Origin of the sequence: Actinocorallia aurantiaca, from assembly GCF_039533685.1 — a bacterium.
Classification (GTDB): domain Bacteria; phylum Actinomycetota; class Actinomycetes; order Streptosporangiales; family Streptosporangiaceae; genus Actinocorallia; species Actinocorallia aurantiaca.
The window spans coordinates 265,544-286,901 of the sequence record NZ_BAAATZ010000009.1 but is presented as its reverse complement, the minus strand read 5'-3'; the positions used below and the strand labels follow the sequence as shown (position 1 = coordinate 286,901).

The window sequence follows — 21,358 nt, the reverse complement described above, 5'->3', positions numbered from 1 at the left end:
GGAAGACCGCGATGGTGCAGGCCTACATCTTGATCCAGACCGAGGTCGGCCGGGCCGCCGAGGTCGCCGTGGCCGTCGGCGCCCTTCCCGGCGTCGTCGACGCCGACGACGTCACCGGCCCCTACGACGTGATCGCCAAGGCCGAGGCGCCCCACATGGACGACCTGGGCAGACTCGTGGTCGCCCGGATCCAGGAGATACCCGGAATCACCCGGACTCTGACCTGCCCTATCGTGCACCTGTGAGACGACCTGTGAGAACGGGCGCCGCCGCGGGCGCCGCCCTCGCCGCGGTCCTGGCCGCGGCCGCCTGCTCCGGCGGTCCCGTCCGGATCACGGCGCCCTCCCCCGACCCCGCCGCCGCGCAGGCCTGCCGGGAGCTGGAGTTCCCGGCGAAGGTCAACGGGCTGGAGCGCCGGGAGACCGACCCCGAAACGCCTTACGCGGCGGTCTGGGGCAGCCCCGCCATCGCGCTGCGCTGCGGCGTGCCGCGCCCCTCCGACCCCGACACCGGCCTCATCGAACGCGTCGTGACCATCGACGGCCTCGACTGGCTCCCCGAGGACTCCGAGCAGCCGCGCGTGTGGACGCTGGTGGGCCGCGCCGCCTACGTCGAGGTGACGATCCCGCCCAAGTACGCCCCGCCGGGCACGCCCCCCGGCGAGCTCCTCACCGAGTTCACCCCCGCGCTGAGCGGGCTCGCGAAGAAGCCCGAGGGCGAGTACTAGACCGGCATCAGCAGCGGGCCCGTCACGTGGAAGCGTTCGACGCCGCGTTTGGTGAGGTTGACGCGCAGGTCGATCCAGCCGTCCAGGGCGGTGCAGCCCTCGCCGAAGTGCAGGTCCCCGACGGACAGCTTGGCGCCGCGCACCTGGACGGGGAGCACGATCCGCGAGCCCGCGCCGAGCCTCGCGTCGGAGCACGAGCCGACGTCCCCGGCCCGGGCCGCGGTCCGGACGGCGCGGGCGGCGACCGGCTGGTAGGCGGCCAGTCCCGGACGGACCCGCCCCAGCAGGGGCCCGTCGGGAACGACCGCGACCGGCAGGTCCTCGTCGCCCGGCGCGCATCCGATGACGCCCGGGTGCGCGCCCGGGGCCGGGACCCCGCCGGAGCGCCCGACGCCCAGCACGTCCACCACGATCACGTCGCCCGGTTCGGCGCCGACCACCGCGAGCGGGCCGCACAGCAGCGCCTCCCGGGTGCCCCAGAACCCTTCGCACTCCATCCGTACCGAGCCTCCCGAGATGACTTCGGCGACGGCCGGGATCTCGGGATGCCAGCGGGTGTGTCCTGGCACCGTCTGGGCGCCGTACGACAGGGGCACGGGAAGTCCTTTCAGGGCTCGCGGCGGAAGCGGTCCGCCAGAGAAATAGTGCACCGGAGGCTGTTTCGGACCCGTTTCCTCACCTTTTCCCGGAAGTAATTGTCGTCTCACTCTTCGAGACGGTCTTTTCCCGTGCAACGCCGCGTGTCCTCCGTCACGTCCTGGAAGCATGCGACCCATGCGACGTGCCCTCACCGCCCTGATCGGTGTCCCGGTGCTCCTGGCGGGCTGCCAGAGCGCTCCCCCGCGTTCCCCCCAGGCGGGAGAGGCCCCGCCGATGCGGCTGGTCTCCTACTCCGGCTGCACGGAACTCCTGGAGTCGCTGCGCGCCTCCGCCGCGGCCAGGGTCGGCCCCTACGGCTTCGACGGGCCCATGCCCTTCGGCGAGGGAATGCTGCTGAACGACCTGGCCGCGAAGAGCGCCCCGACCGCCGGCGCCCCCGAACACTCCGGGACCAACGTCCACGAGGCGGGAGTGGACGAGCCGGACCTGGTGAAGACCGACGGCTCCCGGGTGTTCACCGTCGCGGAGGGCAGCCTCCAGATCGTCGACGCGGCGTCCCGGAAGGTCGTCCACCGGCTGAAGCTGCCCGAGGAGTTCCGCAGCCCCGCGAACCTGCTCGTCAGCGGTGACCGCGCCCTCCTGCTGCACAGCGGCTTCCGCCACACCGGCCGTCCGCTCATCCGCACCGACCTGCTGCCGTCGCCGGGGGCCGGCGAGCTGAAAGTCCTGTACGTCGACCTGGCCGAGCCGAAGATCCTCGGCGAGCTCGACGCCGAGGCCTCGCTGGTGGACGCGAGGCAGGTCGGCTCGGTGGCCCGGCTCGTCCTGCGCACCTCGCCCGACATCGCGTTCACCGCCCCGAACTGGAACCGCCCCGGCGACCACGAGAAGAAGGAGAAGCGGGCGGCGGAGCGCAACCGCGAGATCGCGCGCGAGGCTCCGCTGGAGGCCTTCCAGCCCGCCTACGACATCACGGTCGACGGGAGGAAGACGTCGCACCGCGTGCCCTGCGAGCGGATCAGCCATCCGAAGAACAGCGAGGAGGGCGACGAGGTCAACATGCTCACCGTCCTCACCGTCGACCTGGCCAGGGGTCTCGGCGACGGGGATCCGGTCACCGCGGTGGCCGACGGCGACACCGTCTACGGCACCCCCCAGAGCCTGTACGTGACGGGCTCACCGTGGCGGAAGCCGACCACGCAGATCCACAAGTTCGAACTCGGCGAAGGCCGTCCGCGTTACGCCGCCTCCGGGGAGGTCCGCGGACGGCTGCTCAACCAGTACTCGATGTCGGAGTACGAGGGGAACCTCCGCGTCGCCGTCACCGAGGACGAGAAGGACGGCGAGAAGCAGGTGAGCTCCGTCCACGTGCTCCGGCCCGCCGGACCGCTGCTGCGGACGGTCGGCTCCCTCGGCGGCCTGGGCCGTGACGAGCGCATCTACTCGGTGCGGTTCGCGGGCCCGCGCGGCTACGTGGTGACCTTCCGCCAGGTCGACCCCCTCTACGCCCTCGATCTCTCCCACCCGAGGAGACCTCGTCTGCTGGGCGAGCTGAAGATCACCGGCTACTCCGCCTACCTGCACCCCGTCGGCGACGGGCGGCTGCTGGGCGTGGGCCGGGAGGCCGACGCGAAAGGCCGCGCGCTGGGCGCCCAGATCTCCCTCTTCGACGTGACGGGCTCGCCGAGGAGGCTCTCGCGGCTGCACCTGCCGAAGGTCTACGACACCCAGGTCGAGTACGACCAGCACGCCTTCCTGCACTGGCCCGCGACGGGCCTGACCGTCCTGCCCGACTCCGACGGAAAGGCCCTCGTCCTGACCGTCAAGGACGACGCCATCACCAGGACCGGCGCGGTGAAGCACCCGGGGAACGCCCACATCCAGCGCTCCCTGGTCATCGGCGACACCCTGTGGACGGTCTCCGCCGAGGGCGCGAAGGTGGACGACGCCGCCACCCTCGCCCAGCGCTCCTGGATCCGCTGGAAGCGCTAACGCAGGCCGAGCGGACGCTTCAGGGCGGTCTGGATCAGCCGGTCGACCAGGGCCCCGTACTCCACTCCGGTGGCCGCCCACATCTGGGGGAAGGCCGAGGTCGGGGTGAAGCCGGGCATGGTGTTGATCTCGTTGAGGACCAGGTCGTGCCCGGGGGTGACGAAGAAGTCCACCCGGGCCAAGCCCTCGCAGCCCAGCGCGTCGAACGCGCGCACCGCCGTGGCGCGCAGCCGCTCGATCACCTCGGGCGGGAGGTTCGCCGGGATCTCCAGGCGGGACGTGCCGTCCAGGTACTTGGTCTCGAAGTCGTAGAAGTCGTGCTGGCCGAGCATCACGATCTCGGCGGGCAGGCTCGCCTCGGTGGGGCCGTCGTCCCGGCCCTGGAGCACCCCGCACTCGACCTCCATGCCCTCGACCCCGGCCTCGATGATCAGCTTGGGGTCGTGCTCGCGGGCCGCCTCGATCGCCGGGAGGAGGTCCTCCTCGCGGGTGACGCGGGAGATGCCCATGCTGGAGCCGGCGCGGGCGGGCTTGACGAACACCGGCCAGCCGAGCTGCTTGATCTCGTCGAGCTTGCGCGCCCGCTCCAGCCGCCACTCGCGGTCGGTGACGATGACGTACGGCCCGACCGGCAGCCCCTGGGCCTGCCAGATCAGCTTCATGAACGCCTTGTCCATGCCGGCGGCGCTGGCCAGGACCCCGGCGCCGACGTAGCGCACCCCGACCAGTTCCAGCAGCCCCTGGACGGTGCCGTCCTCGCCGTAGGGGCCGTGCAGCAGCGGCAGCACCACGTCCGCCTCGGCGAGGACCCGCTGCGGATCGAGCGGCGCGCCGTCGACGACCTCGGGCAGCACGCCGTCCTCGATGGCCAGCCGCTGCCCCTCGGGGGCGTGCACCCAGCGCCCGTCCCGGGTGATGCCGATCGGCACCACCTCGTGGCGGGCGGGATCGATGGCGGCCATGACGCTCCCCGCCGTGACGCAGGAGATGGCGTGCTCTGAGCTGAGGCCGCCGAACACCACGGCCACTCTGATCTTCTCGGGCATGATGCCTGACCCTACCGCTGGTCAGCCCGGGGTGCGGGCAGGGACGGGGTCGCTCCCCTCCACCGCCCCTATACCCCGTACCGCTCGGGTTTCGGCGAACGCGTCATGAGTTTGAGGTAGGCCTCCTCGATCGGCACCCCGTCGTGCATGACCGCCGCCACCACCTCGGTGATCGGCATCTCGACGAAGTGCCGCCGGGCCATGGTCAGCACCGGCCGGGACGACTTGACGCCCTCGGCGGTCTGCTTGGTCACCGCGATGACCTCCTCCAGGGTCATGCCCCGGCCGAGGTTCTCGCCGAACGTGCGGTTGCGCGAGTAGGGCGAGCTGCAGGTGGCGACGAGGTCGCCGAGCCCGGCCAGTCCGGCGAAGGTCGGCTCCTGCGCGCCGAGCCCCACGCCGAGGCGGGTGATCTCGGCCAGGCCGCGGGTCATGAGCAGCGCCTTGGTGCTGTCGCCGAAGCCCAGCCCGGTGGCGATGCCCACGCACAGGGCGATGACGTTCTTGACGGCGCCGCCGAGCTCGCAGCCGATCACGTCGGTGCTGGTGTAGACCCGGAAGTAGGGCGTCATGCAGGTGGCCTGGAGCCGCTGCGCGGTGCGCTCGTCGGCGCAGGCGGCCACCGCCGCGCCCGGCTCGCCGCGGGCGATCTCCATCGCGAGGTTGGGCCCGCAGACCACGGCGATGCGCTCGGGTCCGGCGCCCAGCGCCTCGGCGATCACCTCGGACATGCGCAGGGTGGTGCCCGACTCGATGCCCTTCATCAGGCTGACCAGCACCGCGTCGGACGGGATGTGCGGCGCCCAGGCGGCGAGGTTCTCCCGCAGGGTCTGGGCGGGGACGGCCAGGCAGACGAACTCGGCTCCGGCCAGCGCGCCGGCCAGGTCGGTGGTCGCCCGCAGCCCTTCGGGCAGCCGCACCCCCGGCAGGTACTCGGTGTTCTCGTGCCGCTCGTTGACGTCCTGGACGACCTCGCCCCTGCGCCCCCACAGGACGACGTCGCAGCCCGCGTCCACGAGCACCTTCGCGAAGACGGTCCCCCACGATCCCGCGCCCATCACCGTAACCCGTGTCACGTCTGTCTACGCTCCCTCAAACCTACGGTTCCGGGTGGACTCTCTCCGGTGGACGTGCGGCTCCGCGGACGGCCTCCGCCCGCGCGGTTCACCCGGCGGTTCCGCGATCGCCCGCATGATGCCGTCCGACGCCGCTCCGAGCGTATCGGCGTCCGGGGACCCGCAGGGGATCGCCCTCGCCGTCCTGCGGGGACGCGGGAGCGGTCCGGGGCCGCGGTGTCGCGGCAGGCTCCGCGCGTTCCGGCGGGCGACCGGGATGACCGGGGCCACGCTCTCCGAGGCCGGCCATGCCGCCTCGGTCCCGGCGCTCACCGGCCACTGAGGGGTGGTGGTGGACGGGCGCCGCCCCTGAGGGTAGCGGTAGGTCATCGAGGGAGGACACCCCCTTCCGGCGGCCTGGCGAACTAGCGGGGACCGCAACACAATAATCTCGCCTCTGATGTCAAAGAACCTCTGGTCAGTGATCGTTCCGGTGAAACGCCTGGCGCTGGGCAAGTCCCGGCTCGCCGCGGCCGCCGGGGCGTACCGGAGCGAGCTCGCCCTGGCCGTCGCGACGGACACCGTCGGCGCGGTGCTGCGCTGCCCCTCCGTGGGCGGCGTGGTGGTCGTGACCGAGGATCCGCGGGCCGCGGACCGGCTGGGCGCGCTGGGCGCGCTGATCGTGCCGGACGGGCCGGTGCCGGGGCTGAACGAGGCGCTGCGGCGGGGCGCGGAGTGGATCAGGCCGCGGGGCCTGGGGCTCGCCGCGCTGCAGGCCGACCTGCCGGCGCTGCGGCCCGAGGAGCTGCGGGCGGTGCTCTGCGAGGCGGAACGTCTTCCTCACTCCTTCCTTCCTGATCTCGCGGGGACGGGCACGGTGTTCTACGGCGCCCGCGCCGGGGAGGAGTTCGCCCCGGCCTTCGGCGGGGCCTCCCGCGCCCGCCATCTGGCCCTGGGCGTTCCCGAGCTCTCCCCGGGTCCGGTCCCGAGCGTCAGGACGGACGTCGACACCCTGGCCGATCTGAAGGCCGCGCTGGAGCTGGGTGTGGGGCCGCACACCGCGGCGGTCGCGGAGAAGATCCTCGCCGCGGGCGCCCGCGGGGCCGCCGGGTAGGCTGCCGGGCATGCAGGGCACCGTGAAGGACTTCGACCCCGCCGGGCGTACGGGCAGCGTGCTGCTGGACGACGGAAGCGAGCTGCCGTTCGACGCCGCCGCCTTCGACGCGGGCGGGCTGCGGCTGCTGCGGTTCGGGCAGCGGGTCAACCTCGCCTGGGACGGCGAACGCGTCACCGCGCTCACCCTCTCGACGCTGCCCCTGCCCTGAGCCGCCGGGCCGCACGGCCCCGCCGTCCCGCGTAAAGAGAGCGCCCGCACGCGGAACGTGCGGGCGCTCTTTCGTGCGGGCGGGTGTTACTTGCCCGCGACCAGGTTCTTGAAGTCGGCTCCGGCCTTGAACTTCGGCACCGAAGTGGCCGGGACGTCTATACTCTTGCCGGTCGCGGGATTCCGCGCGGTACGAGCGGGGCGGTCCGCCTTCTCGAACGAACCGAATCCCGTGATGGCCACTTTCTCGCCCTTGGCCACCGTCGCCTGGATCGTGTCGAGGACCGCGTCGACGGCTTCGGCGGCCTCTTTCTTGCTGCCGCTCAGCCGTTCGGCGATCGCGTCGACCAGCTCACGCTTGTTCATAGGGTTTGCTCCTCCGGTTACCCCGTTGCGCCCCCGAAACTAAGGGCTTCCGGGCACCGGCACAATCACCGTGCAGCGAGTTTTCCCATGTCATGGCCGAAACCATTGCGAGAAATCACCGGTTCCATTCGGATTCGTTGGGATTCGCCCGGTGGAGCCGTCACTCCGGTTCGAGCCCCCGGTCCAGCTGGTCGAGGAAGACGACCAGCCTCCGCGCGGCCAGTTCCTGGTCCCGCTTGGCCAGATCGGTGATCGCCAGCAGGTGGCGGTGCAGCCGCAGCCGCGACTCCCGGGGAAAGGGCGAGATGCGCTCGTGCGCCGCCCGCAGCCGGGCGGCGAGCAGCGTCAGCTCCGGATCCTCCCAGGCGGGTCCCGCCTGCCAGGTCTCGCTCTCGCCCATCCGCGCATTGTCGCAGCCCGGCGATCACCGGCTTCGGGCCGCCCCCGCAAAACGAGACACGCACCCCGGAAAGGTGCTTCCGAAGGGTGCGTGCTCGTGGGGCATCGGCCCGGACCGGCTTGTGGCCGGAGGGCCGTTCTCGGCCTTGGTGCGGGCCGGGTCTACTGGGTGACGGGCAGCCAGGACGGGCGGGTGGCCTCGAAGGCCTCGATGTCCTCGGCGTGCCGCAGGGTCAGGCCGATGTCGTCCAGACCCTCCATCAGCCGCCAGCGAGTGTAGTCGTCCAGGTCGAAGGACGCGGTGAGGCCGCCGCTGCGCACCTCGCGCTTCTCCAGGTCGACGGTGATCTCGGTGGCCGGGTCCTTCTCCACCGCGTCCTGCAGCTCACCGACGGTCTTCTCGTCCAGGATGACGGGCAGCAGGCCCATCTTCGTGGAGTTGTTGCGGAAGATGTCGCCGAACCGGGAGGCGATGACCACCCGGAAGCCGTACTGCTGCAGCGCCCAGACGGCGTGCTCGCGGGAGGAGCCGGTGCCGAAGTCGGGGCCGGGGATCAGGATCGAGGCCCCCTGGTACACCGGGTCGTTCAGCACGAACTCCGGGTCCTCGCGCCAGGCGGAGAACAGGCCCTTCTCGAAGCCGGTCCGGGAGACCTGCTTCAGCCACACCGCCGGGATGATCTGGTCGGTGTCGACGTTGCTGCGCCGCAGCGGCACCGCGCGACCCGTGTGAACCGTGAACTTTTCCATCAGAAGTCCTCCTTACAGGTCGGCGGGGGCGGCCAGGCGGCCCTTGACTGCGGTGGCGGCGGCGACGGCGGGCGACACCAGGTGGGTGCGTCCGCCGGGGCCCTGCCGGCCCTCGAAGTTGCGGTTGGAGGTCGAGGCGCTGCGCTCGCCCGGGGTCAGCTTGTCGGGGTTCATCGCCAGGCACATCGAGCAGCCCGCCTCGCGCCACTCGGCGCCCGCCTCGGTGAAGACCTTGTCCAGGCCCTCGGCCTCGGCGTCCTTCTTCACCTGGACCGAGCCGGGGACGATCAGCGCGCGCACGCCGTCGGCGACCTTGCGTCCCTTGAGCACCTCGGCGACGGCCCGCAGGTCCTCCAGGCGGCCGTTGGTGCAGGAGCCGACGAAGACCGTGTCGACCTTGACGTCGCGCAGCGGGGTCCCGGCCTCCAGGCCCATGTACTCCAGCGCGCGCTCGGCGGCCTGCTTCTGGGTCGGGTCGGCGAAGTCCTCGGGAGAGGGGACGTTCGCGCCCAGCTGCGCGCCCTGGCCGGGGTTGGTGCCCCAGGTGACGAACGGGGTCAGGGTGGAGGCGTCGATGACGACCTCCTTGTCGAAGACCGCGTCGTCGTCGGTGCGCAGGGTCTTCCAGTACTCGACCGCGGTGTCCCAGTCGGCGCCCTTGGGGGCGTGCGGGCGGCCCTTCAGGTAGGCGAAGGTCGTCTCGTCGGGGGCGATCATCCCGGCGCGGGCGCCCGCCTCGATGGACATGTTGCAGACCGTCATGCGGCCTTCCATCGACAGGGAGCGGATGGCCTCGCCGCGGTACTCGATGATGTAGCCCTGGCCGCCGCCGGTGCCGATCTCGGTGATGATCGCCAGGATCAGGTCCTTGGCGGTGACGCCGAACGGCAGCGCGCCCTCGATGGTCACGGCCATCATCTTCGGCTTGACCTGGGGCAGCGTCTGGGTGGCCAGCACGTGCTCGACCTCGGAGGTGCCGATGCCGTGGGCCAGCGCGCCGAACGCGCCGTGGGTGGAGGTGTGGGAGTCGCCGCACACGACCGTCATGCCGGGCTGGGTCAGGCCCAGGTCCGGGCCCATGACGTGCACGATGCCCTGGCCGGCGTCGCCCATCGGGTGCAGCCGCAGGCCGAACTCGGCGGCGTTCTTGCGCAGCGTCTCGACCTGCGTGCGCGACACCAGGTCGGCGATCGGCAGGTGGATGTTCTGGGTGGGGACGTTGTGGTCCTCGGTGGCGATGGTCAGGTCGGGGCGGCGGACCTTGCGGTCGGCCAGGCGCAGCCCGTCGAACGCCTGGGGAGAGGTGACCTCGTGGACCAGGTGCAGGTCGATGTAGAGAAGGTCCGGTTCGCCCTCCACGTGACGCACGACGTGTGCGTCATAAACCTTCTCGGCCAGTGTGCGGCCCATCGTTCCCACCTCTCCATCGAGTTCCGGTCTGGTACCGGTCGGGTTTCTGGCGACCCTTCCAGGTCACCTCGAGTTGCGTCTCAAGTATCGAGACGGCAATATCGAGGTATGGACAACTCTAGCGGAGTCGGCGTACTGGATAAAGCAGTTCTGGTACTCAACGCCCTGGAAGCCGGCCCCGCCTCGCTGGCCCAGCTCGTCACCGCCACCGGTCTGGCCCGCCCCACGGCCCACCGGCTGGCCGTCGCCCTCGAACACCACCGCATCGTCCATCGCGACACCCAGGGCCGCTTCATCCTCGGCCCGCGCCTGGCCGAACTGGCCGTGGCGGCGGGCGAGGACCGCCTGCTGGCCATCGCCCAGCCCGTCCTGACCCAGCTGCGCGACCTCACCGGCGAGTCCGCCCAGCTCTACCGCAGGCAGGGGGACGTGCGGGTGTGCGTCGCCGCCGCGGAACGCTCCAGCGGCCTGCGCGACACCGTCCCTGTGGGCACCGCGCTGCCCATGACCGCCGGCTCCGCCGCGCAGATCCTGCTCGCCTGGGAGGACCCCGACCGGCTGCACCGGGGGCTGCGCGGCGCCAAGTTCACCGCCGCGGGCCTGGCCTCGGTCCGCCGCCGCGGCTGGGCGCAGTCCGTGGGCGAGCGCGAGGCGGGGGTCGGCTCGGTCTCGGCCCCGGTGCGCGGCAACGGCGGCAGGGTCATCGGCGCCATCTCCGTCTCCGGCCCGCTGGAGCGGCTCAGCCGATCCCCCGGCCGGGTGCACGCCGGCCCGGTGACGTCCGCCGCGGAGAGGGTCAGCGAGGCCATGCGCCGGGGTTCCCAGTCATAGGCATTCACGTGATATAGCCCACAAGTCACGACGACCCGCCTAACATCCGGCCATGCTCACTGCTGATCGGCAGAAGGGGGCACGGCCTTGCGTGAAGTTCCGGAAGATCCACGTGAAGAGGACCTGCGCGGGCGGGTCGCCGCCCTGACGCTCCAGGAGAAGGTGAGCCTGCTCACCGGAGCCGACTTCTGGACCACGCGTCCGCTGCCGGGCGCCGGGCTGCGGAAGCTGGTGACGTCCGACGGGCCCGCCGGGGTGCGCGGCCCCACCTGGGACCCGCGGCGCACCGGCCTGCTGTTCCCCTGTCCCAGCGCGGTCGCCGCCACCTGGGACGTCGCGCTGGCCGAGCGCGCCGGACGGCTGATGGGCGCGCAGGCCAGGGACGGGGGCGTGCACGTCCTCCTCGCCCCGACGGTCAACCTCCACCGCTCCCCGCGCGGCGGAAGGCACTTCGAGTGCTTCTCCGAGGACCCGCTGCTGACCGGGGAGACGGCCGGGGCGTTCGTGGCGGGCGTGCAGTCCGCCGGGGTGGCCGCGACGGCCAAGCACTACGTCGGCAACGACTCCGAGACCGAGCGCACGGAGTACGACGCGCGGATCTCGGGGGAGGACCTCGACGCCCTCTACCTCAAGCCGTTCCGGATGCTCGCCGACCGGGGCGTGTGGGCGGTGATGGCCGCCTACAACAAGGTCAACGGGCTCTCGATGAGCGAGAACGGCCCGCTGCTCGGGCTGCTGAAGGACGGCTGGGGCTTCGACGGGGTCGTGGTCTCGGACTGGTCGGGCAACCGCTCCACCGCCCCCTCGGCGACGGCCGGGCTCGACCTGTCCATGCCGGGCGTCCCCGCGGACCCGTGGGGGGAACGGCTGGCCGGGGCCGTCCGGGACGGCCTGGTGCCCGAGCGGACCATCGACGACAAGGTGCTGCGCCTCCTCCGGCTGGCGTCCCGGGTGGGGGCGCTGGAGGGATACCCGTCTCCCCCTCCCGTCACGACGCCCGACGACGCTCGCGCCCAGTTGCGGGAGTTCGCCGCGCGGAGCATGGTCCTGCTGCGCAACGACGGCCTCCTGCCCCTTCCGCCGGTGCGCCGGATCGCGCTGCTCGGCGAGAACGCGGTGCACCTGGCCGCCCAGGGCGGCGGGAGCGCCCACGTCAGCCCGGCCCACGTCGTCTCCCCCCTGGAGGGGCTGAGCCGCGCGCTGCCGGAGGCGGAGATCGTCCTGCGCCCGGGCGTCTTCGTGCGGGAGCGCATGCCTCTGGTCCCCGGCCGGGGCCTTCTGGAGTTCCGAGACGGGGACGGGCGGGTGCTCGCCTCCGAGGAGCGTTTCAGCACCGACGTCTTCTACCCGGGCACCGTCCCTCCCGCCACCGAGGCCATGACGCTGAAGGCCCGGTACACCGCCGCCTCCTCCGGAACGCACGTCTTCGCCGCCTCCGGAGCCGGACGTTACGAGCTTCGCGCCGGCGGCCGGGTGGAGGAGTTCGCGCTGAGCCTGACGACGGGCGACCCCGTGGAGGCCCTCAGCCGCCCGCCGCAGGGAGGCCTGGAGCTGGCGCTGGAGGAGGGCGAGGAGGTCGCCCTGGAGCTGACCCGGCACTTCGGCGAAGGCGGCTTCGGCAAGTTCGCCCTGGTCCGCCGCGAGCCCCGGCCTTCCGAGGAGGAGGAGTTCGCCGCCGCGGTCGAGGCGGCCCGCGGCGCCGACGTGGCGGTCGTCGTGGTCGGCACCAACCCCGAGGTCGAGAGCGAGGGCTACGACCGGGCGTCCCTCGCCCTGCCCGGACGCCAGGACGAGCTCGTCCGCGCCGTGGCGGCCGCCAACCCCCGCACGGTCGTCGTCGTCAACGCGGGCGCCCCCGTCCTGATGCCGTGGCGGGAGGAGGTCTCCGCCGTCCTGTGGGCCTGGCTGCCGGGCCAGGAGGGCGGCGACGCGCTGGCCGACGTGCTGACCGGCGCGGCCGAGCCCGGCGGGCGCCTGCCCACGACGTTCTTCGACACCGAGGAAGGACTGCCCGATCCGCGCCCTGTCGATGGGGTTCTCGACTACGACGGGCTGGTCGGCTACGAGCGCGTCGGCGTCCCCGTCGCCTACCCCTTCGGCCACGGCCTCGGCTACACGACGTGGAGGTACGAGGAGCTGAAGACCGTCGGCGCCGCCGCCGAGGTGACCCTCCGCAACACCGGGGAGCGGAGCGGACGCGAGGTGGTGCGCCTCTTCCTGGACGGCAGGCTCGCCGGGTTCTCGGTGGCCGAGGCCGGGCCGGGAGAGGCGGTCACCGTCACGGTCGAGATGGACGCCGCTCCTGTGACGCCGGACACATTGACCCTTGGTCCAATAAGTGGGACGCTCCCGCCAGATCGATAAGTGACAAGCGTTCGATAACTGGAGGGCCCGGTGGAACCCGTCATCGAGCTGCGGAAGGGTGTCCGCCTTCGCACCCGGCTGTTCATCCTCGTCCTCCGTTTCACCCTCCGGCCGCTGATGCTCCACATGCCCTTCCCCCCGGGCGTCCTGCGCTTCATGTTCCTCGTCGAGACGCTGGCCCGCGTCATGCTCGCCCCGAGCGGGACACGGACCCGGAAGGTGCCCTTCGAGGGGTTCAAAGCCGAGTGGGTGCACGGGCGCGGGGTGAAGGACCCCGGATCCGGGCGCGCCGAGCGGGTGATCCTGTACTTCCACGGCGGCGGGTTCATGGTCTGCGGCCTGAACACCCACCGCCGGATGATCTCCCGGATCTCCGCCGCGGCGGGGGTGCCCGCCCTGTCCGTCGCCTACCGGCAGCTGCCGCAGGCCAACCTCGCGGGCAGCGTCGCCGACTGCGTCACCGCCTACCGGTACCTCCTGGACCGGGGCTACCGGCCGGAGCAGATCATCTTCGCGGGCGACTCCGCCGGCGGGTTCCTCTCCCTGGCCGCCCCGCTGCAGGCGCTGCGCGAGGGGCTGCCGGCGCCCGGCGGAATCGTCGCGATCTCGCCGCTGACCGACCTGGACGACGCCGCCAAGCTCGCCCACGAGAACCTGCGGCTGGAGGCTTTCCTCCCCGGCACGCGCCTGGGGGTCCTGAGCACCATGATCCTGAAGGACATGGTGCCCGACCCCCTGCACTCCCCCGTCAACGGCGACCTGGCCGACTTCCCGCCCGTCCTCATCCACGTGGGCTCGACCGAGATCCTCCGGGTCGACGCCGAGCTGATGGTCCAGCGCCTCTCCGCCGCCGGAGTGCCGGCGACCCTGACGCTCTGGGACCACCAGCCCCACGTCTTCCAGATCTTCGCCGACCTCTGCCCCGAGGGCCACGACTCCATCGCCGAGATCGGAGCCTTCGTCCGCTCCCTCCCGGCCGTCCGGGAGGAGTCCGAGGCCGAGGCCGAGGTCGCCTGACGGCCCCCGCATGGGGCGGTCCCCAGACCCCTTCGACCTTGAGGGCCGGGCTGGGAACCATGGGGCGGCCCAGACCCCTTCAACCCCTGAGGGCCGGGCTGGAACTCGGCCTGTCCATTTTTCTGGGGGGGCGACCCCCAGGCCCCCGGAAGAGGACAGCCGATCCTCGCTTCGCTGCGGTCGTCTGTCCTCAGCGGACAGTGATGCGGATCTTGCTCTGCTTGTGGGGGTTCTTCTCCCAGTCGTACATGAACCTGGCCTCCAGGCCGTGCTTGGCGGCCAGGTCCACCAGCGTCTCGGTGCGGTAGTAGAAGTCCTCGCGCAGCACCTGGTGCTCGGCCAGTTCGGTGCGGTCGAAGGTGAAGTCGAAGAACCCGTCGGGGCGCAGGATGCGGCCGACGTGCGCGAAGCACTCCTCCACGATCTCCAGCGGGGTGTGCGAGAAGACGCTGTGCGCGTGGACGACGTCGAAGTGGTCGTCGGGCAGCCACCCGAACGTCAGGTCCCGGACCAGGTGCAGGTTGGGCAGCTTGTCCTGGAGTTCGTAGCGGACGACGGTGTCGTTGGCGGCCAGCAGGATGTCGGGCGAGATGTCCAGGCCGTAGTAGTTGCCGGCGTCCAGGTGCTCGATGATGCGCCAGCCGGCGCGCAGGTTGCCGCAGCCGATCTCCAGAACCCGGTGACGGGGCTGCAGGCCGTGGGACAGCAGGTACTCGAACTGCAGGAGGCCGTTGCGCAGCCAGCTCTCCTCCGTCGGGCTGCCGACCGCCTTGAACGGGCTCTTCTCGGTGACGTCCGACCGCATGACCTCGCGGTAGTAGGCCACGTGGTCCGGTGCGCTCGCGCGAAGGACCAGGTCGCGGGCGTACCGGCTCACGTAGGGGCGGATCCGGTCGGGATTACGGATCGCGTACTGGATCTGGTACAGGAGGCTGGAGCGCTGGCGCCGGGTGTAGGTCATGCAGGAATTCGTACACCCTGAGTGACGCCAGCGCCACTAAGCGCTCACTATGCGTACAGTGCGTCGATCTCCGCAGCGTACTTCTCGCCGATCGGGCGGCGGCGCAGCTTCATGGTCGGGGTCAGCTCGTCGCCTCCCGGCTCCCAGTAGTTCGGCAGGATCGTGAACTTCTTGATCTGCTCGACCCGGGACAGTTTGGCGTTGGCCGCGTCGATGCCGGCCTTGATCTCCTCGTGCACGCGGGCGTCCTTGGCCAGGACGGCCGGGTCGGCCTCCAGCCCGTACCTGGCCGCCACGATCGCCGCCGCGTCGGGGTCGATGCAGACCAGCGCGACGTTGTAGGCCTTGGCCTCGCCGATGACGACGATGCCGCCGAGCAGCGGGGAGTGCGCCCGGATGGTGTTCTCGATGTTGGTCGGCGACATGTTCTTGCCGGCCGCGTTGATGATGAGTTCCTTCTTGCGGTCGACGATGGTGACGTAGCCGTCGTCGTCGATGGTGGCGATGTCGCCGGTGTGCAGCCAGCCGTCGGAGTCGACGGTCTCGGCGGTCTTGGCCGGGTCGTTGCGGTAGCCCTTCATCACCCACGCGCCGCGCACCAGCAGCTCGCCGTCCTCGCCGAGCTTGACCTCCATGCCCTCCAGCGGAGGCCCGACGGTGCCGACCTTGACCTTGCCGACCGGGTTGCAGGTGGCGACCGAGGTCACCTCGGTCATGCCCCAGCCCTCGACGATGTTCAGGCCCATCGCCAGGAAGAACTCCAGGGTCTCCTTGGGGATGGCGGCCGCGCCGGAGAAGGCGTAGCGCATCCGGTCCAGGCCGAGCAGCGCGCGGATGTTGGCGAAGACGACCTCGTCGACGAACGCGTACTCCTCCAGGAGCTGCTGCGGCACCTCCTCGCCAGCCTGTTCCAGGGCGACCTTGCGCAGCGCCACCTCGAAGGCGCCGTCGACGGCCTTGCGCTTGTCCTCCTCGGCACCGGCCAGCATCGCCTGGATGCCGTTCTTGATCTTCTCCCAGACGCGCGGGACCGCGACCCACACGTCGGGGCGGACCTCGGTGAGCGCGCCGAGGATCCCGGCCATGTCCGCCACGCAGGTCACGACGGTGCCCTGCCACATGTGCATCCAGTGGCTGCCCATGCGGTCCACGGCGTGCGCGGCCGGCAGGTAGGAGGTGACGTTGTCGCCCCGGCGGACGGGGTAGCCCTTCTGGAACGCCTCGATGTTGGCGAGCACGCCCCGGTGGGTGACCTCGACGCCCTTCGGCGGGCCGGTCGTGCCGGAGGTGTAGATGAGGGTGACGACGTTCTCGGGGTCGACGGACTTCCAGGCGGCCTCGAAGTCGAACTCGTCGTCGGTCTCCAGCGAGCCGAGGTCGGCCACGTCGATCAGGTGGTCGATCGAGGCCGCGCCGCCCTCGGTGATCTTGCCGATGAACTGCTCCTCGGCCACCACGACCTTCGGCCCGGCGTGCCCGATGATGTAGGCGATCTGCTCGGGCGAGCTGGTGTTGTAGATCGAGAACGGGATCGCGCCCAGGTGCAGGGCGGCGTTGTCCACGAAGTGGAACTCGGGCCGGTTGGTGAGCATCATCGCGACCCGGTCGCCGGGGCGCACTCCCAGCTTGTGCAGGGCGCGGGCGATCCGTTCGACCTCGGCGGCGTACTGGGCCCACGTGTGGACGGCCGCGTCGCCGGGGGTGCGCAGCGCGACGGCGTCCGACAGTTCGGAGGCGGTCTGCCGGAACGCCTCTACCAGGGTCTTGGGGGTGGGAGACATGGCTCGCTCCTGCGGTTGGAGGTTTCTCTGCTACTGGATGAGGGCGCGTGCGGCGGCGTAGTCCGCCTTGCCGTTGGGGAGGCGCAGGGCGTCGTCGGTGCGGACGAAGCTCTTGGGGATCTTGTATCGGGCCAGGTGGGCGGCGCAGGCGTCCTTGAGCGCCTCGTCGCTCAGTTCCCCGGCGAGCCTGACGACGGCGACGATCTCGTTGCCCCAGCGCTCGCTGGGCCGGCCCAGCACCAGTGCCTCGGCGACGCCCGGGATGGCGCGGACGACCGCCTCGACCTCCTCGGCGAAGACCTTCTCGCCGCCGGTGTTGATGGTCATGGAGTCGCGGCCGTGCATCTCGACGAACCCGTCGGAGCGCAGCCGGGCGCGGTCGCCGGGGATGACGCAGCGGTAGTCGCCGATCTTCACGAAGGTCGCCGCGGTCTTCTTCGGGTCGCCCAGGTAGCCCAGCGGGATGGATCCGCCCTTGGCCAGCCAGCCCAGTTCGTCCTCGCCCGGCTCCAGCCTGCGCGTGCGGTCCTCGCTGAGCACGGCGGTGCCGGGGGTGGGCAGGAAGGGGGCGTCCGCGCCGCCGAGGCGGGTGATCTGGAAGCCGCTCTCGGACGAGCCGACGATGTCGATGAGGCGCACGTGCGGCAGCAGTTCGGCCAGCCGGGCCTTGGTGACGGGGTTGATCGCGGCCCCGGAGTTGACGATCTGGCGCAGCTTGGGCAGCTCGCGGCCCGTGCGCTCCAGTTCGGCCACCAGCGGGCGGGCGAAGGCGTCTCCGATGACCGGCATCCGGCTGGCGCCCTCCTTGTCCAGGATGTCCACGACGCCCTCGATGTCGAGGCGTTCGACGACGTCGGGGAGCAGGACGGTCGCGCCGCCCAGCCAGCCGCCGAGGGAGACCCAGGTGCCCGAGCCGTGCATCATCGGCGGCAGCACCAGCACCTTGGCGGTCGTGCGGGCGACGGCGGCCTCGACGGCCTCCTGCACGGAGTCGTACCGGCTCCCGTCGCGGCGGCGCAGTCCCAGCGGCCCGTCGACGAGGTCGGCGATGCGCCACAGGACGCCCTTGGGCATCCCGGTCGTGCCGCCGGTGTAGAGGATGTGCAGGTCGTCGCCGCTCGAGGTGACGGGCAGCGGCTCGTCCGAGGCGGCGGCGAGGGCCTCCTCGTAGTCCAGCGCGCCCGGCAGCAGGGCGTTGCCGGAGTCGTCGGCGACCTGGATCAGCAGGGGCCGGACGGCCAGATTCGGCAGGACCTGCGCCAGGGTCGGCGCGTACGTCGCGTGGTAGAGGATCGCCTTCGGCCTGGCGTCGGCGAACAGGTACTCCAGCTCGTCGCCTACGTAGCGGTAGTTGACGTTGAAGGGCGCCACGCGCGCCCGGTGCGCGCCGACCAGGCCCTCCAGGTAGGCCTGGCTGTTGTGCAGGTAGAGGGCGAGGTGGTCGTGGTTGGACTCCCACGGGTCGCCCGGCTCACCGGTACGGCCCAGGCCGTGGTCGTGCAGGACGCGGGAGAGCGCGCGCACCCGCCGGGACACCTCCGCGAACGTCCACCGGCGGCCCCGCCAGACGAGGGCGTCCCGCTCGGGGATCGCCTCGGCGATGGCATCGAAAAGGGTGGCCAGGTCCAGCTGAGGGGTCATCCCGAACTTCCTCCTTGTGCGCCTGAGCGGTAGTAAATCATTACTTACCGGTCATGTGGTACGCGGGGATCATCCTGACGTGACCAGGGCCACTCCTGTCAAGGCCACGAGCAGCCCGATTCTCTGCGCCACCTGCAGTCTCTCCTTGTGCACGAGCCACGCCAGGAGCACCGTGACGGCCGGGTAGAGGGACGTGAGGACCCCCACGACGCTGAGCATCCCGGCGTTGACGGCCTTGAAGTAGGCGACGTTCGCGACGACGTCCAGGACGCCCGCGCCCACGGCCAGCGCCCAGGTCGTCCGGCCGCGCAACCGGGTGACGGACGGCCTGGAGGGCGAGCAGGCCAGGAACGCGACGACGCCCAGCACGACCGTCAGCACCCCGGCGCGGGACAGGACCAGCGGCCACAGCCCGCCGCCCTCGCCCGCGTAGCTGAGCAGGACGAAGAAAATGCCGAAGCCCGTCCCGGCCACCAGCGCCAGGGAAAGCCCTCCGCCCCACCCCCACGGGGACGGGCCCTCCCTGCCGGGCTCCATGCTGACCAGGCCGATCGCCGCGACGCACAGGACGACGCCGAACAGCACCGTGCCGCCGAACCGCTCCCCCGCCAGCAGCCCCGCGACGACCGGCACGACCGCGCCCGCCAGGGCCGAGACCGGGGCGACCACGCTCATCGGGCCGATGGCCAGGGCGCGGTAGAGGGCGAGGAATCCGACGCCGCTGGCCAGGCCCGAGGCCAGCCCCCAGCCGACGCCCGCCGCGTCGGGCGCGATGCCGCCGAACAGGGCCGCGACCGCCATGACGGCCAGCCCCAGCGGGATGCTCACCGTGAGCACCGACAGGGCGGTGGCGCGGCGCGAGGCGGCCCCGCCGAAGAAGTCGCCCACGCCGTAGAAGAGCGCCGCGGTCAGCGCCATGACGGTCACCATGGAAACAGGGGGATGTAAGGGATGAAATGCATGACGGTCATTATTCCCTCAGCAGTTCGGCGAGGACCTCGCAGCCGCGGCGCACCTCGGCGGGGGACGCCGAGCCGTAGCCCAGCATCAACCCGTGGACGGATGAGGAGACCTCGGTGTAGCGGGTGAGGTCCTCCAGCAGCACGCCCCTGGCCTCGGCCTCCGCCCTGACCCGGTCCGTGCGGGCGGCGTCGAGCGGGATCATGACGTGCAGCCCCGCGGTGTCGCCCGTGATCCACTCCCCCAGGTGCTCCACGACCGTCGCCCGGCGGCGCGCGTACTCCAGCCGCATCCGGCGCAGGTGGCGGTCCAGGTCGCCGTTCTCCAGCAGGACGGCCGTCGCGTACTGGACGGGCCCGCTGGTGCGGTCGACCAGGACGCGCCGCAGCTCCGCCAGCCGGGAGGCCAGTTCCGGGGAGGCGACGATCCAGCCGATGCCCAGGTCCGGCGTCAGCGTCTTGGCCAGCGTCCCCAGCAGGATCACCCGCTCGGGGTCCAGCCCGTACAGCGCGGGCAGCGGGGCCACGTCGTAGCGGAACTCCGCGTCGTAGTCGTCCTCCACGATCCGCGCCCCGGTGGCGCGGGCCCAGGCCAGCAGCCGCTCCCGCCGGGAGATGGACAGCCGTCCGCCCAGCGGGTACTGGTGCGCCGGGGTCGTGTAGAGCAGCCGCAGCCCGTCGGGGAGCCCCTCGACGAGGACGCCCTCACGGTCGACCGGGCAGGGCACCACCTCGGCTCCCCGCGCCCGCAGGATGGAGCGGGCCCGGCCGTAGCCCGGCTCCTCCACCCCGGCGCGGCCGCCCGCCGCCAGCAGCGCGGCGACCAGGTCGAGCCCGTTGCCGGTGCCCCGGGTGATCACGAGGTTCTCCGGCCGCACCGCGATGCCCCGAGCCCGGCGCAGGTGCCCGGCGAGCAGTTCCCTCAGCCACGGCAGGCCGCGCGGGTCGGGGTCGTCGTCCGGCGGGTGGTCGGCCGCCCGCCGCCAGGCCCTCTTCCAGGCCGCGAAGTCGCGGTCGCGCACCCAGGGCGCCCCGGGCCGCAGGTCCAGCAGCCCGGCCGCCCTCGCTTCGGTGCGGGAGAGGAACGCGGGCTCCGGCCGTTCGGGGACGGCCGCTCCCGCGTCCGGCATGCTCCCCGGCGCGGGTTCCGGATGCCCCACGTCGGCGACGAACGTGCCGGATCCGTGCCTGCCCTCCAGCCAGCCCTCGGCGTAGAGCTGCTGGTAGGCCTCGGTGACGACGGTCCGGCTGACCGCGAGTCCGGCGGCGAGCGCCCGGCTGGAAGGCAGTCGCTCGCCCGGCGCGAGCACCCCGGTGCGCATCAGCTCGCGCAGCCCCCGGGACACCTGGACGTTCAGCGGTTCGGTCGAGGCCCGGTCGAGGAGAAGATGCAGGTCAGCAGGTCGGCGAGACAAAGTGGTCTTCCATTTCGAGGGGGAAGTGGCCATGGTGGCAGGTCCACTCGTCGTCCACTGTAGGAGCATGCTCTCCACCACCGAACGCACCCGCCTCCGCCGGCTCGGGGAACGTGCCAGGACCGACCGGGAAGACCTGTACGACGTGCTCGACGCCGGGCTGGTCTGCCACCTCGGCGTCGTCGTCGACGGCTCTCCCCGGGTGATCCCCACCGGTTACGGCCGCATCGACGACACCCTCTACCTGCACGGCTCCACCGGCGCCCGCTCGCTGCGCACGGACGGCGAGATCTGCGTGACCGTCACCCACCTGGACGGCATCGTCCTGGCCCGTTCGGCCATGCACCACTCGATGAACTACCGCTCCGCCGTGGTCTACGGCACGCCCCGTCCCGTCACCGACCCGGACGAGCACCTGGCCGCGCTCCGCGCCATCACCGAGCAGCTCGCCCCCGGCCAGTGGGACGCCGTGCGGCCGCCGAACCGTAAGGAGCTCGCCGCGACCGCCGTCCTGGCCCTGCCGCTGGCGGAAGCGTCGGTCAAGGTCCGCACCGGCCCCCCGAAGGACGACGACGAGGACTACGCCCTTCCGGTCTGGGCCGGCGTCCAGCCCGTCCGCACCGTCTTCGGAGAACCGGAGCCCGACCCCCGGCTCTCCCCCGCTCGTCCCGTGCCCGCCCACATACATGGACGTTCTACTCGATCTTCTGCAAGATAGGG

At 71.8% G+C, this 21,358-nt stretch carries 21 protein-coding genes; 9 read left to right on the top strand and 12 right to left on the bottom strand.

Annotation, left to right across the window (positions count from 1 at the left end):
* Positions 1-11: 11 nt before the first annotated feature.
* Together ABD327_RS14100 and ABD327_RS14095 are read left to right on the top strand one after the other, a co-directional pair.
* Positions 12-245 (top strand): Lrp/AsnC ligand binding domain-containing protein, encoded by a 234-nt coding sequence (locus tag ABD327_RS14100; RefSeq protein WP_344450800.1) that lies wholly within the window; start codon positions 12-14, stop codon positions 243-245.
* A complete protein-coding gene (locus ABD327_RS14095) occupies positions 242-727 on the top strand; it encodes a DUF3515 domain-containing protein (RefSeq protein WP_344450799.1) in 486 nt (161 codons plus the stop codon). The genes ABD327_RS14100 and ABD327_RS14095 overlap by 4 nt, the downstream gene beginning before the upstream one ends.
* Here the strand turns inward: ABD327_RS14095 and ABD327_RS14090 are convergent.
* Positions 724-1,323, bottom strand: a complete 600-nt coding sequence (locus ABD327_RS14090) for an acetamidase/formamidase family protein (protein WP_344450798.1) — start codon at positions 1,321-1,323, stop codon at positions 724-726. The genes ABD327_RS14095 and ABD327_RS14090 overlap by 4 nt on opposite strands.
* 178 nt (positions 1,324-1,501) lie before the next feature.
* Here ABD327_RS14090 and ABD327_RS14085 point away from each other — a divergent pair, with 178 nt between their 5' ends.
* Positions 1,502-3,319 (top strand): beta-propeller domain-containing protein, encoded by a 1,818-nt coding sequence (locus tag ABD327_RS14085; RefSeq protein WP_344450797.1) that lies wholly within the window; start codon positions 1,502-1,504, stop codon positions 3,317-3,319.
* Here the strand turns inward: ABD327_RS14085 and ABD327_RS14080 are convergent.
* Both ABD327_RS14080 and ABD327_RS14075 read right to left on the bottom strand, forming a co-directional pair.
* A complete protein-coding gene (locus tag ABD327_RS14080) occupies positions 3,316-4,365 on the bottom strand; it encodes a D-alanine--D-alanine ligase family protein (RefSeq protein WP_344450796.1) in 1,050 nt (349 codons plus the stop codon). The genes ABD327_RS14085 and ABD327_RS14080 overlap by 4 nt on opposite strands.
* Before the next feature lie 68 nt (positions 4,366-4,433).
* Positions 4,434-5,441, bottom strand: a complete 1,008-nt coding sequence (locus tag ABD327_RS14075) for an NAD(P)H-dependent glycerol-3-phosphate dehydrogenase (protein ID WP_344450795.1) — start codon at positions 5,439-5,441, stop codon at positions 4,434-4,436.
* Positions 5,442-5,901: 460 nt separating this feature from the next.
* Between ABD327_RS14075 and cofC the strand changes: the two genes are divergently transcribed.
* The gene (cofC, locus tag ABD327_RS14070; RefSeq protein WP_344450794.1) at positions 5,902-6,534 is read left to right on the top strand and encodes a 2-phospho-L-lactate guanylyltransferase; all 633 of its coding nucleotides are present in this window, start codon (positions 5,902-5,904) and stop codon (positions 6,532-6,534) included.
* Positions 6,535-6,544: 10 nt separating this feature from the next.
* The gene (locus tag ABD327_RS14065) at positions 6,545-6,745 is read left to right on the top strand and encodes a hypothetical protein (RefSeq protein ID WP_344450793.1); all 201 of its coding nucleotides are present in this window, start codon (positions 6,545-6,547) and stop codon (positions 6,743-6,745) included.
* A gap of 86 nt (positions 6,746-6,831) precedes the next feature.
* Here ABD327_RS14065 and ABD327_RS14060 read toward each other — a convergent pair whose 3' ends face one another.
* From ABD327_RS14060 to leuC, 4 genes are all read right to left on the bottom strand, one after another.
* A complete protein-coding gene (locus ABD327_RS14060) occupies positions 6,832-7,110 on the bottom strand; it encodes an HU family DNA-binding protein (RefSeq protein WP_344450792.1) in 279 nt (92 codons plus the stop codon).
* A 160-nt stretch (positions 7,111-7,270) separates the two neighbouring features.
* Positions 7,271-7,510, bottom strand: a complete 240-nt coding sequence (locus ABD327_RS14055) for an SCO5555 family protein (protein ID WP_344450791.1) — start codon at positions 7,508-7,510, stop codon at positions 7,271-7,273.
* Between the two features lie 161 nt (positions 7,511-7,671).
* Positions 7,672-8,259: a 3-isopropylmalate dehydratase small subunit gene (leuD, locus tag ABD327_RS14050; protein WP_344450790.1), complete on the bottom strand. Its 588-nt coding sequence runs from the start codon at positions 8,257-8,259 to the stop codon at positions 7,672-7,674.
* A 12-nt stretch (positions 8,260-8,271) separates the two neighbouring features.
* On the bottom strand, positions 8,272-9,669 hold the full coding sequence (leuC, locus tag ABD327_RS14045) for a 3-isopropylmalate dehydratase large subunit (RefSeq protein WP_344450789.1): 1,398 nt from the start codon (positions 9,667-9,669) through the stop codon (positions 8,272-8,274).
* A gap of 108 nt (positions 9,670-9,777) precedes the next feature.
* Between leuC and ABD327_RS14040 the strand changes: the two genes are divergently transcribed.
* From ABD327_RS14040 to ABD327_RS14030, 3 genes are all read left to right on the top strand, one after another.
* The gene (locus ABD327_RS14040; protein ID WP_344450788.1) at positions 9,778-10,500 is read left to right on the top strand and encodes an IclR family transcriptional regulator; all 723 of its coding nucleotides are present in this window, start codon (positions 9,778-9,780) and stop codon (positions 10,498-10,500) included.
* Between the two features lie 87 nt (positions 10,501-10,587).
* A complete protein-coding gene (locus tag ABD327_RS14035) occupies positions 10,588-12,864 on the top strand; it encodes a glycoside hydrolase family 3 protein (protein WP_344450787.1) in 2,277 nt (758 codons plus the stop codon).
* Positions 12,865-12,894: 30 nt separating this feature from the next.
* The gene (locus ABD327_RS14030; protein ID WP_344450786.1) at positions 12,895-13,881 is read left to right on the top strand and encodes an alpha/beta hydrolase; all 987 of its coding nucleotides are present in this window, start codon (positions 12,895-12,897) and stop codon (positions 13,879-13,881) included.
* Positions 13,882-14,071: 190 nt separating this feature from the next.
* Here ABD327_RS14030 and ABD327_RS14025 read toward each other — a convergent pair whose 3' ends face one another.
* The 5 genes from ABD327_RS14025 to pdxR all read right to left on the bottom strand — a co-directional run bounded on the left by ABD327_RS14025 (position 14,072) and on the right by pdxR (position 20,638).
* Complete coding sequence (locus ABD327_RS14025) at positions 14,072-14,842, bottom strand: class I SAM-dependent methyltransferase (protein WP_344450785.1); 771 nt, start codon at positions 14,840-14,842, stop codon at positions 14,072-14,074.
* Positions 14,843-14,889: 47 nt separating this feature from the next.
* Entirely contained in the window at positions 14,890-16,623 is a 1,734-nt protein-coding gene (locus ABD327_RS14020) for an AMP-dependent synthetase/ligase (protein WP_344450784.1), read from the bottom strand.
* Between the two features lie 30 nt (positions 16,624-16,653).
* On the bottom strand, positions 16,654-18,264 hold the full coding sequence (locus ABD327_RS14015; protein ID WP_344450783.1) for an AMP-binding protein: 1,611 nt from the start codon (positions 18,262-18,264) through the stop codon (positions 16,654-16,656).
* A gap of 69 nt (positions 18,265-18,333) precedes the next feature.
* Positions 18,334-19,194, bottom strand: coding sequence for an EamA family transporter (locus ABD327_RS14010; protein ID WP_344450782.1), 861 nt, complete (start codon positions 19,192-19,194; stop codon positions 18,334-18,336).
* A gap of 40 nt (positions 19,195-19,234) precedes the next feature.
* A complete protein-coding gene (gene pdxR, locus ABD327_RS14005; RefSeq protein WP_344450781.1) occupies positions 19,235-20,638 on the bottom strand; it encodes a MocR-like pyridoxine biosynthesis transcription factor PdxR in 1,404 nt (467 codons plus the stop codon).
* Positions 20,639-20,705: 67 nt separating this feature from the next.
* On the opposite strand from pdxR, the gene ABD327_RS14000 reads away from it, so the two are divergent.
* Positions 20,706-21,356: a pyridoxamine 5'-phosphate oxidase family protein gene (locus ABD327_RS14000; protein ID WP_344450780.1), complete on the top strand. Its 651-nt coding sequence runs from the start codon at positions 20,706-20,708 to the stop codon at positions 21,354-21,356.
* Positions 21,357-21,358 lie beyond the last annotated feature (2 nt).

Bases quoted from the DNA above. Each gene is read 5' to 3' on its own strand.
- ABD327_RS14100 (WP_344450800.1), top strand. From the start codon at position 12: ATGGTGCAGGCCTACATCTTGATCCAGACCGAGGTCGGCCGGGCCGCC.
- ABD327_RS14085 (WP_344450797.1), top strand. From the start codon at position 1,502: ATGCGACGTGCCCTCACCGCCCTGATCGGTGTCCCGGTGCTCCTGGCG.
- ABD327_RS14080 (WP_344450796.1), bottom strand. From the start codon at position 4,365: ATGCCCGAGAAGATCAGAGTGGCCGTGGTGTTCGGCGGCCTCAGCTCA.
- ABD327_RS14065 (WP_344450793.1), top strand. From the start codon at position 6,545: ATGCAGGGCACCGTGAAGGACTTCGACCCCGCCGGGCGTACGGGCAGC.
- ABD327_RS14060 (WP_344450792.1), bottom strand. From the start codon at position 7,110: ATGAACAAGCGTGAGCTGGTCGACGCGATCGCCGAACGGCTGAGCGGC.
- ABD327_RS14055 (WP_344450791.1), bottom strand. From the start codon at position 7,510: ATGGGCGAGAGCGAGACCTGGCAGGCGGGACCCGCCTGGGAGGATCCG.
- leuD (WP_344450790.1), bottom strand. From the start codon at position 8,259: ATGGAAAAGTTCACGGTTCACACGGGTCGCGCGGTGCCGCTGCGGCGC.
- leuC (WP_344450789.1), bottom strand. From the start codon at position 9,669: ATGGGCCGCACACTGGCCGAGAAGGTTTATGACGCACACGTCGTGCGT.
- ABD327_RS14040 (WP_344450788.1), top strand. From the start codon at position 9,778: ATGGACAACTCTAGCGGAGTCGGCGTACTGGATAAAGCAGTTCTGGTA.
- ABD327_RS14025 (WP_344450785.1), bottom strand. From the start codon at position 14,842: ATGACCTACACCCGGCGCCAGCGCTCCAGCCTCCTGTACCAGATCCAG.
- ABD327_RS14020 (WP_344450784.1), bottom strand. From the start codon at position 16,623: ATGTCTCCCACCCCCAAGACCCTGGTAGAGGCGTTCCGGCAGACCGCC.
- ABD327_RS14015 (WP_344450783.1), bottom strand. From the start codon at position 18,264: ATGACCCCTCAGCTGGACCTGGCCACCCTTTTCGATGCCATCGCCGAG.
- ABD327_RS14010 (WP_344450782.1), bottom strand. From the start codon at position 19,194: ATGGTGACCGTCATGGCGCTGACCGCGGCGCTCTTCTACGGCGTGGGC.
- ABD327_RS14000 (WP_344450780.1), top strand. From the start codon at position 20,706: ATGCTCTCCACCACCGAACGCACCCGCCTCCGCCGGCTCGGGGAACGT.